Origin of the sequence: Microbacterium candidum (genome assembly GCF_030315975.1) — a bacterium.
GTDB classification, from domain to species: domain Bacteria; phylum Actinomycetota; class Actinomycetes; order Actinomycetales; family Microbacteriaceae; genus Microbacterium; species Microbacterium candidum.
This window is the reverse complement of sequence record NZ_JASXSZ010000001.1, coordinates 1,058,901-1,074,326: the sequence shown is the minus strand read 5'-3', so window position 1 is coordinate 1,074,326 and position 15,426 is coordinate 1,058,901. Positions and strand designations below refer to the sequence as shown.

Below are 15,426 nucleotides of genomic sequence, written 5' to 3'. Positions count from 1 at the left end.
GTCACGCCCCCCGGAACTGCGCCGGCCGCTTGTCGATGAACGCCTGAGTGCCCTCGACCTTGTCCGCCGTGCCGTACAGCAGCGCCTGCGCCAGCCGCTCCAGCAGCAGGCCCGTCCGCTGATCGGTCTCGAAGCCGTTCGACACAACGAGCTTCGCGAGCCGCACGGCGAGTGGTCCCTTCGTGAGGATCGCGTCGGCGATGCGCTGCGCCGCGGCGAGCTGCTCGCCCTGCGGCACGACCTCGGTGACGAGCCCGACGCGCAGCGCCTCCTCCGCTCCGACGAAGCGACCCGTAAGGATCAGCTCGATCGCGCGGCCCTTGCCGATGAGGCGCGAGAGCCGCTGCGTGCCGCCCGCGCCGGGCAGCACGCCGAGGTTCGGCTCGGGGAGCCCGAACTTCGCGCTCTCCGTCGCGATGCGGATGTCGCACGCCAACGCCAGCTCGTTGCCGCCGCCGAGCGCGAACCCGTTGACCGCGGCGATCGTCGGCTTGTCGTATGCCTCGACGGCGTCGAAGAGCTTCTGGAGCCGTGCGTTGAGCCCGTCGACGACGGTGTAATTCGTGAGCTGCGCGATGTCGGCGCCCGCGGCGAAGGCCTTCTCGCCCGCGCCGGTGAAGACGACGACGCCGACGGCCGGGTCGTCGCGGAACGCGTCGAGGGCGGACTGGATGCCGTCCCACACCGCGTAGTTGAGCGCGTTCAGGGCCTCCGGCCGGTTGAGCGTGACGATGCCCAGCCGGCCCTGGACCTCGGTCTCGACGGCGCTCACCGGAAGGCTCCGATGCCGGTCAGGTGCTGGCCGAGGATGAGCGTGTGCACCTCGTCGGTGCCCTCGTAGGTGCGCACGGACTCGAGGTTGGCGGCGTGCCGGATCGGCGAGTGCTCGATCAGCACGCCGTTGCCCCCGAGGATCGTGCGCGCCTCACGCGCGATCTTGATGGCCTCGCGCGTGTTGTTGAGCTTGCCGACCGAGATCTGCACCGGGTCGAGCGTGCCGGCATCCTTCAGGCGTCCGGTGTGGAGGGCCAGCAGCGCGCCCTTCTGGATCTCGAGCACCATGTCCACGAGCTTCTGCTGCGTGAGCTGGAAGCCCGCGATCGGCTTATCGAACTGCGTGCGCTCGAGGCTGTAGCGAAGCGCCGCCTCATAGCTGTCGCGCGCGGCGCCCAGCACGCCCCAGATGATGCCGTAGCGGGCCTCGTTGAGGGCAGAGAACGGGCCGCGAAGACCCTTAGCCCCCGGCAGCATCGCGGATGCGGGCAGGCGGATGTCGTCGAAGTGCAGCTCCGCCTGGATCGACGCGCGCATCGACAGCTTCGGCTCGAGGGTGATCGCCTCGTACCCGGGCGAGTCGGTTGGGACGATGAATCCGCGGATGCCGTCATCCGTCTGCGCCCACACGACCGTCAGCTGCGCGATCGGCGCGAGGCCGATCCACCGCTTCGCGCCGGTGAGGATCCAGTCGTCGCCGTCGCGCCGCGCGTACGTCTTCATGCTCGACGGGTCGGAGCCTGCGGTCGGCTCGGTCAGCCCGAAGCTGCCGATGATCTCGCCCGCCGCCATGCCGGGCAGCCACTGCTGCTTCTGCTCCTCGCTCCCCCAGCGGTGGATCGAGCTCATCGCGAGCGAGCCCTGCACCGAGACGAAGGTGCGAAGACCCGAGTCCCCCGCCTCCAGCTCCAGGGCGGCGAGCCCGTACTCGACGGCGCTGCGACCGGGGCATCCGTACCCCTTCAGGTGCATGCCGAGCACACCGAGCCTGCCGAATTCGCGCGAGATCTCGACCGGGAAATGCGCGCTCGCGAACCAGTCAGCTATGTTCGGGCGGATGTGCTCGTCGACGAACGCGCGCACGCGGTCGCGCGTCGCGCGCTCCTCGGCGCTGAGCAGCGCGTCGATGCCGAGGACGTCGGATCGCCCGCGCAGCTCGTCGATGTCGGCGACGGTCATGCGGATGCCCCCACCTGTCGCACCGTGTCCGTCACGGTGACGGTGCCTTCGAGCTGCGCGCGCAGCTGGAACTTCTGGATCTTGCCGCTCGGTGTTCGCGGCAGGCTCTCCACCACGACGACCTGCTCCGGCCAGTACGGCTTCGCGACGCCCTTCTCGGCGAAGTACGCGCGGAGATCCTCGAGGGTGAAGATCGGCGAGCCGGGGTTGATCGTGACGACCGCGCACGCGATCTCCTGGAGGCGCGGGTGCGGCAGGGCGACGACGGCGACAGTGTCGATCCACGGGTGCCCGTAGAGGATGTTCTCCACGTACGCGACCGGGATGTTCTCGCCGCCCCGGATGATGACGTCCTTCGTCCGGCCCTGCAGCCGGATGTAGCCTTCGGCATCCATTGTCGCGATGTCGCCCGTGTCGAACCAGCCGTCCTCGTCGATGAGGTCGCGCGCGGTCTGCAGGTCGTCGCCGACGTAGCCCTGGAACAGAAACGGCCCGCGCACCTGCAGTCGGCCCTCCTCGCCCACAGGCGACAAAGCGCCGTCGGCGGTGAGGACTCGCACCTCCATGCCCGGGAGTGCCTTGCCGTCGGTCGCGGCGATCTTCTCGCGCAGGTCGTCGGGGTGGCCCATCGTGACGAGGCAGCACTCCGTCTGCCCCCATCCGCCGAACACGGTCATGCCGGGGATGCGCTCGGCCGCCTCGGTCAGGAACACGCCGGGGATCGGCGCCCCCATGCAGCAGAATCGCCGCAGCGACGACAGGTCGCGGACGGCGAGGCCGGGCGCGTTGATGAGGTCGTGCAGGAACGGCGTGGCGCCGGAGGTGTGCTGGATGCCGTGCTCGTCGACGAGTGCGAGGAACTCGTCGACGTTCCACACGTCCTGGAAGACGCCCGTCCCGCCGAGGATCGTCGGAAGCGACACACCGTACAGGTACCCGGTGAGGTGCCCGAAGGTCGACGCCATGTGCACGACGGCGGTGTGGTCCATGCCGAGCCGGTCCGGCCAAGGCATCGACCCCGCGATGAGCGTGTTGTGCGTGTGCATCACGCCCTTCGGGCGGCCGGTCGTGCCCGAGGTGAAGATGAGCAGCACCAGCTCGTTGGGGTCGGGTCGCAGGCCCGCCAGCTGCGCCGGGTCGCGGCGCTCCTCCCACGGCGTCGCGGCGAAGTCGTCCCAGCTCTGCGCCCAGTCGGGCAGTTCGGCGGTGGGGCGCACGACCAGCACGTGCTCGAGCGACGGGATGCCGGAGCGCAGGCGCCCCGCCATCGCGACGTAGTCGAATCCGCGGAAGTCGCCGGTCGTGACGAGCAGCTTCGTCTGCGCCGCCTGCATCATGTAGCCGACCTCGTTGTCCCGGTAGATCGGGATGAGGGGATTGGTCACCGCCCCGATCCGCACCGCGGCGTAGTGGGCGATGAGCCACTCGCGCCAGTTCGGCAGCTGGATCGAGATCGTGTCGCCGGGGACGATGCCGAGCTCGAGGTATCCGAGGGCCGCGCGGTCCACCTGCTCGCGGAACTCGCGATACGTGATGCTGCCGCGCGCGTCGACGATGGCGGTCTGATCGGGGTGCGCGTCGGCCGCGGCATCCAGGTAGTCGGTCAGGACGGTGTTCTTCCATCCGCCGCTGCGGGTGAACTGCTCGATCTTCTCGTCGGTGAGAAGCGTGTCGAAGGGCATGACGGGGTTCCTTCCACTCGTCGTTGAGTGCGTGCGTGCTGTGTTCAGCTCATGGTGAGTCCGCCGCTGACCGACAGCGTCTGGCCGGTCACGTAGGCGGAGGAGTCCGCGGCGAAGAACGCCACGGCGTTGGCGAGGTCGGACGGCTGGGCGAGCCGCCGCATCGGGATGGCCTTCTCCAGCGCGGTGCGCAGGTTCGGGTTCTCCTCGCTGATCCCGGCGAACAGCGGGGTGTCCGCGGGGCCGGGGCAGACGGTGTTGACGCGGATGCCGTAGCGGGCGACCTCGCGGGCGAGCGTCTTCGAGAACGCGATGATCCCGCCCTTCGCGGCCGAGTACACCGCCTCGCCCGACGAGCCGACACGGCCGGCATCCGATCCGATGTTGACGATGGCGCCCGCGCCCTTCTCCTTGAGGATCGGCAGGACGGCCTGCGACATGTGGAGGGTGCCGTACAGGTTGATCGCGATGACGCGGTCCCAGTCTGGGACCTTGCTCGTCATGAACGGCTCGACCTTGTCCCACCCGGCGTTGTTGACCAGGACGTCGACCGTGCCGAACTTCTCGAGCACAGCGGCCACCGCCGCATCCACGCTCGCCCGGTCGGTGACGTCGGTGCGGATGCCGAGGGCTCCGCCGCCCAGTTCCGCCGCCGTCGCGACGGCCGCCTCCTCGTTGATGTCGCTCACGACGACGCCGGCCCCGTCGGCGGCGAGTCGCGTCGCGATCCCCTTGCCGATGCCGCTCGCGGCCCCGGTGACGATGACGATCTTTCCTTCCAGCGCTCCCATGCGCCTACTCCCTTCCTCGGCGCCGCTCACGGCGCGAACTCCCGCCCGACGGCCTGCCGGGCGATGATGAGCTTCATGATCTGGGCCGTGCCGTCGCCGATCTCGAGACCCATGACGTCGCGCAGGCGCTGGCCGATGGGCCGGTCGGTCTTGTAGCCGTACTGGCCGTGCAGCAGCAGGCACTCGTGAAGGGTCTCCACGGACACCCGCGGGGCCCACCACTTGACCATGGCCGCCTCGCTCGTGTGCGGCAGGTCGTTGTCCTTCAGCCACAGCGTCTTGTAGCTGAGCTGCTTGGCAGCCTCGATCTTCGTCATCGCCTCCGCGAGCGGGAAGGCGACCCCCTGGTAGGTGCTCAGGGGCTTGTCGAACGCATCCCGTCTGCTCGTGTACTCCCACGTCTCCTCGACGGTGACCTCGGCGACCGCGAGACACTGCAGCGCGATGAGCGCGCGGCTGAAGTCGAAGCCCTGCATCACCTGCGTGAAGCCCTTGCCCTCGTCCCCGAGGAGGTTCTCCTCCGGGATCCAGGTGTCCGCGAAGTGCACGAACCCGCGCCCGACGGCGATCGTCCCGAGGTCGCCCACCGGGTCGCGGGTCACCCCCTCGGCTGCGAACGGCACGAAGAACGCGCTGATCCCGCGGCCGCGCTTGCGCTCGTGCGGATCCGTCTTCGCGAAGACGATCACTCCGTCGGCGACGCGGTTGAACGACATCGACTTCGTGCCGTTGAGGACCCAGCCGCCGCGCTCGCGACGCGCGGAGAGGTGCGGGTTGCCGGCATCCGATCCGCCGTGGGGCTCGGACAGCCCGATGCCGACGATCGACGTGCCGGCGATCATGCGCGGAAGCCACTCGTCCTTGACGGCGTCCGTGCCGTTTCGCGCGATGACCTGGCCGACGAGGGAGGCGACCACCTGCACGTACGCGACGTTGAAGTCGCCGCGGCTGATCTGCTCCGTGATGAGACCGCTCAGCAGGCGCGGCGCATCCCGCCCGCCGTAGCGCGACGGAAGCTCGGGGGCGATGAAGCCGAGCTCGCCCATGCGGGCGATGATCTCAGGCTCGATGCGGCCGTCCCGCTCGCGCTGCTGATAGCGCGGAGCGAGCTCGGCGTCGGCGAAGGCGCGGGCCTTGGCCTGCCAGTCGCGCTGGTCGGCGTCGAGGGCGAAGTCCATGTCAGTGCCAGGCCACGTAGCTGTCGAACTCGGGGGCGCGCTTCTCGGCGAACGCGGCGGCGCCCTCCGCGCCCTCCGGCGACGAGGTGAACAAGTCGAGCGCGGTCATCGCCATGTTGCTGAGACCGGCCTGGTGGTCGGTGTCGGCGTTGAACGACTGCTTCAGCATGCGGATCGCGGTCGGGCTCTTCTCGGCGATCTCGGCGATCCACGCCTTCGCTTCGTCGAGGAGTCGTTCGGGGGCCACCACCGCGTTGACCAACCCCCAGCGCTCGGCAGTCTGTGCGTCGTACTGACGGCACAGGTACCAGATCTCCCGCGCGCGCTTCTCGCCGACGATGCGGGCGAGGTACGCCGACCCGAACCCGGCGTCGAACGAGCCCACCTTCGGGCCGGACTGGCCGAAGCGCGCGGTCTCGGAGGCGATCGACAGGTCGCACAGCACATGCAGCACATGGCCCCCGCCGACCGCGACGCCATTGACAGCCGCGATGACCGGCTTGGGGATGTCGCGAATCGTCTTGTGTAGGTTGCCGATCTCGAACATGCCCGACTCGCTCGGACCGTAGTCGCCGGTCTCCGCACGCTGCTTGACATCACCGCCGCTGCAGAACGCCCTGTCCCCTGCACCCGTGAGGATGACCCCCCGCACCTGCGGGTCCGACCACGCGGATCGGAACGCCTTGATCATCTCCTCGACGGTCCGGGCGCGGAACGCGTTGTAGCGTTCAGGCCGATTGATCGTGATGATCGCGGCGTGGTCCGCGATCTCATAGGTGATGTCTTCGTAGTCGGTCATCATCGTCCTCCTGTGGTGTGAGGCGCCGCTGACGGGCGGAGCAGCGCCGGATAGTCCGCTCGGCGCTCGGGGACGATGAGGCCCCCGAGAACGATCGCGGTCTGATGGGTGACATATGCCTCGAGATCGAAGGATCGCTCGAAGTACCAGTGCTTGAGCGCCCACGCGTGGGCGAGCATCACCAGGTCATAAGTCATGAGTTCCGCGTCCACCGCGGTGAACAGGCCGGCGTCGATGCCGCGACGCACGGCGCCCACGAGCGGCTTCATCGTCGCGACCTCGCGTCGCTTCAGCTCGCTCTGGCCGTCGGCGCCGAGCGTCTTCGACTCCCGGTAAGTGAGGACCGCCGCGTGCCTGTGCTCGTCGATCGTCTCGCAGTAGGCACGGAATCCGGCCGCGAGGGCGAGCACAGCATCGTCTCCCGCTCGGTCGACGGCCGCGGGAACGCTCATGGCGACGTCGTCGAGCACCTGGACGGTGATCGCGAGAACCAGATCCTGCTTGTTACCGAAGTACTTGTAGATCAGCCCCACGCTGACGCCGGCTTCATCCGCGATGGCCTGCATCGAGACCGCGTCGGCGCCTTCGCGGCCCATCAGCCGGGCCGCGGCCCGCAGCACCTGCCGTGTACGCAGATCGGCGCGAGCCGCCCGAGCGGTCCTCATCGCCTCCGCTACCTGGGCATCCGTCATCTCAAGCCCCCAAATAATGAATCTGTGTTCATTTGAAATGAATCTAGATTCATTTTGGTGTCATGTCAAGACACGGCGCACATTCCCCCGAGCCCCTACCGCTGCATTCACCGGCCGGTTCGTGCGGTCAGGCAAGCGTGGTTGCGTGAATGTCCAGGGACACCGTCGGGGCGCGAAGCAGTCGCTCCCGCCGGTTCACTGGGCGGGTGAGATCTCCTGGGTCCCGATGACGGCGAGCAGTCGCAGACGCTCGTAGCTTTCGGTGCCCGGGGTCGCGGTGAGCACGAGAAGGGTCTGTCCCTGTTCAGGATCGACCAGGAGTTGGCAATGCATGTCCATCACGCCGACCTCGGGGTGCTGCAGCCCCTTCTCGCGCGAGTGCGTAGACGTCACCTCGTGCGACTCCCACAGCGCCGCGAACTCCGCGCTCTCCGCGAGAAGGGCATCGACGATGGCGCCAGCGCGAGAGTGTGCAGGATGCTTCGCGTACGCGGAGCGGATGTCGGCGGTGAAGGCCCGCGACAGCGCCGCATGGTCCTCGGGTGGATACACATCGCGGGTTGCGGGGTCCATGAACCAGCGGTAGCCGATGCTTCGCATGGGGCCGACGAATCGGGTCTCGTCCCCGAACGGTGCCCGTGCAGCCGGCGTCTAGTACGCGCATCAGACCGGGTGACACGTGCTCGCCGCGCAGGGCTCGTGCGGGTGCCGTGTGACTCGCGAGGCGAAACAGGTGGTCGCGTTCGTCGAGGGTGAGTCGCATGCCGCGGGCGATCGCGGCGAGCATCTGCCCGGAAGGCCGCGGACCGCGGGCCTGCTCGAGTCGACTGTAGTAGTGGACCGACATGTCGCAGAGGGCGGCGACCTCTTCACGCCGTAAGCCCGACGTGCGGCGCCGCGGGCCGCGCCGAAGACCCACGTCCTCCGGCTGCAATGCCTCTCGGCGACGCCGGAGGAAGTCGGCGAGAGGCGCTCTGTCCATGATTCGAGTCTCGGGCAGACGTCGGCTTTCAGCCAGGCATCGCGGATTCGTCCGTGACGCCTGTCGGCTCATGCCCTGAAGCGGATGCCGGTGAGCTGTTCGGAGATGTCCCACACTCGGACCGCGTCGCGCTCGCTCTGTAGTCGCGTGTACAGCGGCTGCTCCGCCGGCAGCCCGCCCAGGTGCCGAAACCCCCTCGGCCCATACAGCCGACCGCCGCGCGCGTCCGGGTCCGTCGCCGCGTACACGGCTGGCAGCGCCGCGGACGACGGCGTGCCGACGAGGAGGCCGCGTGCCGACATCCATCGGATCGCCTTCACCACCGTGGTGTCTTTCGGGCGCCCCATTCCCGGTTGCGCGGCGAGAAGATTCGTCTGCACGATGCCGGGGTGCGACAGGTTGCTCCGCAGCCGCCAGCCCGCCGCATCCGATCGCCGTTGCAGCTCCATTGCGAACAATCCGAATGCGATCTTCGACGAGCTGTATGCCTTCATCGGGTCGTACCCATGCGCCCAAGCGAGGTCGTCCCACCTCATCGCTCCTTGATCGGCGGCGATGCTCACCTGGCTCGTAATGCGCTCGAGACCTGCCTTCAGGAGCGGCAGGACTGCGCGATGAGCGCGAAGTGCCCGAGATGGTTGGTCGCGAACTACAGCTCGTTCCCATCGACGGTGAGCTGTCGACTGGGCGGGTTCATCACCCCCGCGTTCGCGATCAGGATGTCGATCGTGCTGCCGTCCCGCAGCAGCGTGTCGGCGAACGCGGCGACCGACTCGAGCGACGCGAGGTCCAGCGGAAGGACCTGGATGCGCGCACGGGGTGTACGCGCACGGATCCGCTCGGCGGCAGCTTCCCCTTCGCCTCATCGCGCACGGGCACGACGATGGCCGCGCCGGCCCGCGCGGGACGTGCCGCAATCTCGAAGCCGACACCGTCGCTCGCACCCGTGACGAGCGCGCGCCTGCCGTTCAAGTCGGGAACTCGGATGTCGAGCGGTTGCGGCATGAGCCTTTCCCTCCGGGTAGTCGTCACTCATCCTGCGCGCACTTCGCACCCTCGTTCAGGGTCCGATCAACCAGGGATCGACGATCCTTCCCTCGCGACCCAGCTCTTGTCCTGCTCGCTCGTGGCCGGACCCTCGTTCCAGAGCACGCTCCTTCACGTTCGCGCGGGAGGCCTGCTCGCAATCGGGGTGCGGTAAGCAAGCGAGAGTCCGTCCTCTGGCCCCGGCACTTCGCGTCGTCTGCAGCAAGCAGACGTACTTTCCTTGCCCGTGAATTCCGCGGTCGGCGTGCTGTGCAGATTGCACGCCGACCGTTCACTGGACGGACATGTGGCCCAGTGCCTCCCGGACTGGTGGCGCCTACCTTCTGAGCAATCGCCCTCAACGCCTCGTTGAGTCCCAGGAAGGTGTACCCGCATGAACCGGAAGGTCCTTACCGCCTCGCTTGCACTGATGGCCACGGCGGTTGCGCTCGTGGGATGCTCCAATACGGCGTCCACTGCGTCGCCCTCCGACTCCCACACCCTCGAGATCGCGTTCTTCAATCCCGTCGCGACCAATACCTACACCGCCGCGAACCTGCGCGGCGTCGAGGCGGCCGCGAAGGAGGTCGGCGCGCACGTCACGAAGTTCGACGCCGCCTTCGACCCGACCACGCAGGTCAGTCAGGTGCAGGACGCGCTCACGAAGGGCGGGTACGACATGTTCGTCATCAACCCGCTCAACCCGGCCGCGCTCGCCCCGGTCATGACGCAGGCGCGGAGCAAGGGCGTCGAGGTCGTGTCGCTGCTGTCGACGATCGGAACCGACAACACGACGCTCCAGTCGTCCGTCGACGGCCTCATCACCGTCGGCGTTGACCTCGCCCAGACCGGCAAGTACATCGGCGGTCTCATCGTCGACGCGTGCGCCGGCATCGACCCGTGCAAGGTCGCGTACATGCCCGGCGACTCGGCGCAGGCATCCGACCAGCTGCGCACCGCCGCCGTCAAGAAGACGCTCGCGGCCCACAGCTCGATCGAGCTCGTCTCCGAGCAGCCCGGCGGCTTCGACCGCGCGACCGGCCTCGCGACGGCGCAGAACATCCTCACCGCCCACCCCGACCTCAACGTCATCGCGGCCGCGTCGGGCCAGCCGATCGCCGGCGCCATGCAGGCCATCGAGCAGGTCGGCCGCACCGGCAAGATCACGGTCGTGAGCAACGGCGCCACCGAGGAGGACATCGCCGGGATCCGCGCGGGCACGATCTACGGAGCCCCGCTCTCCCTGCCGTACACGGAGGGCTACGAGGGGGTCAAGCTGGCGCTCAAGGCCCGCTCCGGCGAGAAGGTGCCGACCGCGGTCAGCGTGCTCGACTACTCCAAGATCGGCCCGGTGGCCACGAAGAAGACCCTCAGCACCGACGCCGGCAAGGCGTTCCAGGCGGAGTGGACCGCCGGATGAGATCGCGGCCGGGCGGCCCGGCGACGCCCCCCCGCGCCCGCGCCCGCACGGCCGCCCCCAGCATCCGACGCCGGACCCAGGACGGGGAATCGTGAGCACCGAGCATCAGGGCGTGGACACGCCCCACATCATCCGTCTCACCGGAGTGACGAAGCGGTTCGGCGGCCAGGCCGCGGTCTCCGACGTCGACCTCGCGTTCCGGCGCGGCGAGATCCACGCCCTCGTCGGAGAGAACGGCGCGGGGAAGTCGACGCTGTGCTCCATCATCGCGGGCGCGCAGTCCGCGGACGAGGGCGAGCTCGTCGTCGACGGACGGACGGTCTCGTTCGACACGCCCGCCGCCGCGCTCGCCGCCGGCATCAGCCTCATCGCGCAGGAGGTCGCGCTCGTCCCCGCCCTCACGGTCCGCGAGAACGTGTTCCTCGGCCGCGAGCCGAACGTGGCCGGGGTGCTCACCACCAAGGAGCTCGAGCGGCGGTACGCCCAGCTCGACGCGCGCATCGGCTTCGGCATCCCGAGCCGCGCCCGCGTCGGGAGCCTCCCGTTCAGCAGCCAGCAGAAGGTCGAGATCCTCCGCGCGCTCGCCCGCGAGTCACGCGTCATCATCCTCGACGAGCCCACCGCCGCGCTCGGTCCCGGCGACGCCGCGCTCCTGTTCGACGCCCTCGAGGAGCTCCGCGCCGACGGCGCGACCATCGTCTTCATCTCCCACCACCTCGACGAAGTGCTCGCGATCTCGGATCGGGTGACGATCCTCCGCGACGGCCGGGTCGTGCGCACCGCGGACACCGCCGACGAGACGCACGCGAGCCTCATCGCCGGGATGCTCGGCCGGCCGCTGACGTCCGTGTTCCCACCCAAGGCGCCCGCCGGCGCCGGCGAGCCGATCCTGTCGGTGCGCGGCCTCACGCGCCGCGGCGCGTTCGAGGACGTCTCCTTCGACCTGCATCCGGGCGAGATCCTCGGCGTCGCGGGGCTCGTCGGCGCGGGGCGCTCCGAAGTGGCGCGCGCGATCTTCGGCGCGGACCCGGTCGACCGCGGCGAGATCCTCCTGCGCGGCCGGCGCATCCGGGCCCGCTCGCCCCGGCATGCGAAGACCCTCGGCCTCGCCATGGTGCCGGAGTCGCGCCGCAATCAGGGCCTCGTGCTCGCGCTTCCCGTCGACGACAACCTCACGATGGCCACGATGGACCGCGACCAGGTCGCCGGCATCGTGCGCACCCGCAAGGTCGCCAAGGCCGCGACCGACATGGTGCGGCGGCTCGACATCCGTCTGAAGAAGCCCGGAGTCGCCGTCGAGCGGCTCTCCGGAGGCAACCAGCAGAAGGTCCTGTTCGGCAAGTGGCTCATGACCGACCCCAAGGTGCTCATCGTGGACGAGCCCACCCGGGGCGTCGACGTCGGCGCCAAGAAGTCGATCTACGAACTGATCGCGGATCTCGCGAGCAACGGCGTCGCGGTGCTGCTCATCTCGAGCGAGCTCGAGGAGATCCTCGGCCTCGCTCACCGGGTCGTCGTCATGAACCGCGGACGCGTCAGCGCGCAGCTCGAGGGCGACGACCTCACGGAGCGGTCGATCATGAGCGCCGCGTTCGCGAGCGAGCAGCAGCACGGATGAGGGAGGAGACGGCGATGGACGTCAAGACGGAGACCGCGACGCGCACGGCCGCATCGGCGAAGGATGCGAAGACGGAGGCGCCGCCCTCCCGGGGCGCGCTGCACAGGGCGGGAGGGTTCCTCTCGCAGAACGTGATCGTCGTGATCTGCATCCTGCTGTTCGCGTTCATGTCGATCGCCTCGCCGGTGTTCCTGTCGCCGATGAACGTCACGAACCTGCTCGATCAGTGGGCGAGCGTCGGCATCATCGCGTGCGCCGGCACGTTCGTGCTCATCAGCCGGATGTTCGACCTGTCGGTCGGCGCGATCTACGCGCTGTCGGGCGTGGTCGCGGCGACGATCGCGAACGCGACGGGAGTCGCATGGATGGGCTTCGCCGCCGGCATCGCGACCGGGATCGTCGTCGGACTGATCAACGGCATCGCCGTCGCCGTCGTCAACATCAACCCGTTCATCGCGACGCTCGCGACCTCGCTCATGCTCGCCGGCATCGCCGTCGCGATCTCCGGTGGCCTGCTCGTGAGCGTCACCGACCCCGCATTCACGGCCCTGGGCCAAGGGGTGGTCCTAGGACTCACGATCCCCGGGGCGGCATTCGTCGTCATCTTCTTCATCGCGTGGTTCGTCCTCGCACGCACCGTCTACGGCCGCCGCGTCTACGCGGTCGGCGGCAGCCCGGAGGCGGCGCGTCTTTCCGGCATCGGCGTGCGACTCGTGCACACCAGCGTCTTCGTGCTGTCGGGCCTCGCCGCCTCGATCGCGGGTGTCCTCGCGGCGAGCAAGATCGGCGCCGGCCAGGCGGACGTGGGCGCCAACCTGCCGCTCATCGTGATCGCCGTCGTCGTGGTCGGCGGCACCAGCATCTTCGGTGGCGAGGGCGCCATGTGGCGCACGGCGCTCGGCGTTCTGCTCTACGCCATGATCGGCAACGGGTTCTCGCTCCTGAACGTCAACACCACGATCCAGCAGATCGTGCAGGGCTCGATCCTCCTCGTCGCCGTCGGGCTCGACGCCTGGTCGAAGAGGCGCCGCGGATGACCGACGTGCCGAAGCTCGTCGATTTCGCGAGCGACAACGTGGCGGGCGCGCATCCCGACGTGCTGGCGGCGATCGCCGCAGCGAACACCGGCGCCGCGGCGTCCTACGGAGCGGACGACGTCACGGCGCGCCTCGCCGAGCTCGTCACGTGGACCTTCGGCCCCGCCGCGACGGGATTCCCCGTCCTGACGGGGACAGGCGCCAACATCGTGGCGCTGCACTCGATGGTCGGCCGCTGGGAGTCAGTGGTCACACCCGTCAATTCGCACATCAACACGGACGAATGCGGCGCCGCCGAGATCGGCGGACTCAAGCTCATCACCAGCCGCTCGGCGCATGGCAAACTCACACCCGCCGACATCGAGCGCGCCGCCGCTGAGATCGAGAATCGCCACCGTTCCCATCCCGGTGCCGTCTCGATCAGCCAGTCGACCGAGCTTGGGACGTCCTATAGTGCTTCGGAACTGACCGCACTCGCTGCGACCGCCCATGCCGCCGGGCTCTCGGTGCACATGGACGGGGCGCGCCTCGCGAACGCGGCCGCGCATCTGGGGACCTCGCTTGCGGCGCTCACCACCGATGTCGGCATCGACCTCGTATCGTTCGGCTGCACGAAGAACGGGGCGATGGCGGCGGACCTCATCGTCGTCCTGAATCAGGATGCCGCCCACGGCCTGCCTTCCATTCAGAAGGCAGACACGCAGCTCTCCTCCAAGATGCGTTTCGTCTCAGCACAGATCGTAGCGCTGCTCGAGAACGACCTGTGGCTCGCCAACGCGCGCCGGGCCAACCGCCTTGCAAGCCGGCTGGCGGCGGGCCTCGCGGCGATCGAGGGAACGACGATCATGGCACCCGTCCAGTCGAACGCGGTGTTCGCGCGCTTCGCGCGCGAAGTCGAGGCGCGCCTCCTCTCGCGCTACGCCCTTCATATCTGGGACGCCGATCTCCGCGTCCTGCGGATCATGACCTCGTTCGACATGACGGATGCCACAGTCGACGAGCTGCTCGCGGTGGCGCACGGCTCGTAAGCCGCCTGACCTCGCCCCGGACGTCGAATGGACGCCTCCGGGCATCAGCGCTCGCCCGCGCGAGCCATGCAGACCCGCGTTCACCACGCGATCCGTACCCGCGCTTACTCAGAGAGGGTGCACCCATCCGCGTGTGTCCTCGACGACGCCCTCCTGGATGCCGAGCAGCCGCTCGCGCAGACGCGCGCTCCACTGTCCCGCGCAGCCGTCGCCGACAGTGAACTCGCCGTCGCGATGACGCACACGCCCGATCGGTGTCACGACGGCGGCGGTACCGCACGCGAACGCCTCGAGGACGGTGCCGGCCAGCGCTCCCGACTCCCATTCGGCGAGGTCCACGCGGCGCTCGGCGGTCGTCAGACCAAGATCCGGGGCGAGCTCGAGAAGGGATGCGCGGGTGATGCCGTCGAGGATCGTATCCGAAGTCGGCGGCGTCACGAGAGTCGGGCCGCCGCCCTCATCGACGACGAGGAAGATGTTCATCCCGCCGAGCTCCTCGAGGTAGCGCCGCTCGATCGCGTCGAGGAACACCACCTGATCGCAGCCGTGCTCCGCGGCGACCCTCTGGGCGATCATGCCGCCCGCGTAGTTGCCCGCGCACTTCGCCGCTCCAGTGCCCCCGGGCGCCGCGCGGACGTAGTCGTGCGTTGCCCACACGGTGATCGCGTCGAAGCCGCCGGAGAAGTACGGGCCTGAGGGCGAGGCGATGATGCTGAACAGATATTCGTTCGCGGGCCGGGTACCGAGCGTCGCCTCAGTCGCGATCATGAACGGCCGCAGGTACAGGCTGTGACCCGCCTCTACCGGCACCTGCTCCCGCTGAGCGTCCACGAGCAGCTCGGCCGCGGCAACGAACGTCTCCTGCGGCAGTTCTGGCATCGACATCCGCCGGGCAGATGCCTGGAACCGCGCGGCGTTGCGCTCAGGGCGGAACAGCCGGACGTCGCCCGCCGCGCTGCGATACGCCTTGAGCCCCTCGAAGATCGCCTGTCCGTAGTGGAAGATCATCGTCGCCGGGCTCAGGGAGAGGTCGCTGAGCGGGTCGAGACGCAGCTCGCTCCAGCCGTCGGCGACCGTCCAGCGCGCCGTAACGGTGGCGGGCGCGAACGCGACACCGAACGGGCGGGACCGCGGTGCGGAGGACGAGGCAGCGATTGTCATGGTCCCACGCTAGGCGCCACGGTCAGCCCCGCCGAGAGGGGGTGTGCACAGTCGGAGCG

At 69.1% G+C, this 15,426-nt stretch carries 14 protein-coding genes and 1 pseudogene; 4 read left to right on the top strand and 11 right to left on the bottom strand.

The features are described from left to right. Window position 1: 1 nt before the first annotated feature. From QSV35_RS05015 to QSV35_RS20035, 10 genes and pseudogenes are all read right to left on the bottom strand, one after another. Entirely contained in the window at window positions 2-772 is a 771-nt protein-coding gene (locus QSV35_RS05015) for an enoyl-CoA hydratase/isomerase family protein (protein WP_286287308.1), read from the bottom strand. Then, a complete protein-coding gene (locus QSV35_RS05010; RefSeq protein ID WP_286287305.1) occupies window positions 769-1,953 on the bottom strand; it encodes an acyl-CoA dehydrogenase family protein in 1,185 nt (394 codons plus the stop codon). Before QSV35_RS05010 ends, QSV35_RS05015 begins: the two co-directional genes overlap by 4 nt. Continuing rightward, window positions 1,950-3,635 (bottom strand): AMP-binding protein, encoded by a 1,686-nt coding sequence (locus tag QSV35_RS05005; protein WP_286287303.1) that lies wholly within the window; start codon window positions 3,633-3,635, stop codon window positions 1,950-1,952. The genes QSV35_RS05010 and QSV35_RS05005 overlap by 4 nt, the downstream gene beginning before the upstream one ends. Before the next feature lie 44 nt (window positions 3,636-3,679). Then, entirely contained in the window at window positions 3,680-4,426 is a 747-nt protein-coding gene (locus tag QSV35_RS05000; protein ID WP_286287301.1) for an SDR family NAD(P)-dependent oxidoreductase, read from the bottom strand. Window positions 4,427-4,452: 26 nt separating this feature from the next. Further along, window positions 4,453-5,604: an acyl-CoA dehydrogenase family protein gene (locus QSV35_RS04995; RefSeq protein ID WP_286287298.1), complete on the bottom strand. Its 1,152-nt coding sequence runs from the start codon at window positions 5,602-5,604 to the stop codon at window positions 4,453-4,455. A gap of 1 nt (window position 5,605) precedes the next feature. Then, entirely contained in the window at window positions 5,606-6,403 is a 798-nt protein-coding gene (locus QSV35_RS04990) for an enoyl-CoA hydratase-related protein (protein WP_286287296.1), read from the bottom strand. Continuing rightward, window positions 6,403-7,068: a TetR/AcrR family transcriptional regulator gene (locus QSV35_RS04985; protein WP_286287294.1), complete on the bottom strand. Its 666-nt coding sequence runs from the start codon at window positions 7,066-7,068 to the stop codon at window positions 6,403-6,405. Before QSV35_RS04985 ends, QSV35_RS04990 begins: the two co-directional genes overlap by 1 nt. 222 nt (window positions 7,069-7,290) lie before the next feature. After that, on the bottom strand, window positions 7,291-7,695 hold the full coding sequence (locus tag QSV35_RS20045; RefSeq protein ID WP_353618958.1) for an MmyB family transcriptional regulator: 405 nt from the start codon (window positions 7,693-7,695) through the stop codon (window positions 7,291-7,293). 190 nt (window positions 7,696-7,885) lie between these two features. Then, window positions 7,886-8,077, bottom strand: a pseudogene (locus QSV35_RS20040) (helix-turn-helix domain-containing protein); the annotation flags it as partial. A 68-nt stretch (window positions 8,078-8,145) separates the two neighbouring features. Next, the gene (locus QSV35_RS20035) at window positions 8,146-8,640 is read right to left on the bottom strand and encodes a Rossmann-fold NAD(P)-binding domain-containing protein (protein WP_353618957.1); all 495 of its coding nucleotides are present in this window, start codon (window positions 8,638-8,640) and stop codon (window positions 8,146-8,148) included. Between the two features lie 893 nt (window positions 8,641-9,533). Between QSV35_RS20035 and QSV35_RS04970 the strand changes: the two genes are divergently transcribed. From QSV35_RS04970 to QSV35_RS04955, 4 genes are all read left to right on the top strand, one after another. Then, the gene (locus QSV35_RS04970; protein WP_286287293.1) at window positions 9,534-10,523 is read left to right on the top strand and encodes a sugar ABC transporter substrate-binding protein; all 990 of its coding nucleotides are present in this window, start codon (window positions 9,534-9,536) and stop codon (window positions 10,521-10,523) included. Between the two features lie 112 nt (window positions 10,524-10,635). Continuing rightward, window positions 10,636-12,141, top strand: a complete 1,506-nt coding sequence (locus QSV35_RS04965) for a sugar ABC transporter ATP-binding protein (RefSeq protein WP_286287291.1) — start codon at window positions 10,636-10,638, stop codon at window positions 12,139-12,141. Window positions 12,142-12,155: 14 nt separating this feature from the next. Beyond that, window positions 12,156-13,178 (top strand): ABC transporter permease, encoded by a 1,023-nt coding sequence (locus QSV35_RS04960; RefSeq protein ID WP_286287289.1) that lies wholly within the window; start codon window positions 12,156-12,158, stop codon window positions 13,176-13,178. After that, window positions 13,175-14,206 (top strand): threonine aldolase family protein, encoded by a 1,032-nt coding sequence (locus tag QSV35_RS04955; RefSeq protein WP_286287287.1) that lies wholly within the window; start codon window positions 13,175-13,177, stop codon window positions 14,204-14,206. The genes QSV35_RS04960 and QSV35_RS04955 overlap by 4 nt, the downstream gene beginning before the upstream one ends. A 108-nt stretch (window positions 14,207-14,314) precedes the next feature. Here QSV35_RS04955 and QSV35_RS04950 read toward each other — a convergent pair whose 3' ends face one another. Next, window positions 14,315-15,367 (bottom strand): branched-chain amino acid aminotransferase, encoded by a 1,053-nt coding sequence (locus tag QSV35_RS04950; RefSeq protein WP_286287286.1) that lies wholly within the window; start codon window positions 15,365-15,367, stop codon window positions 14,315-14,317. Between the last annotated feature and the right edge of the window lie 59 nt (window positions 15,368-15,426).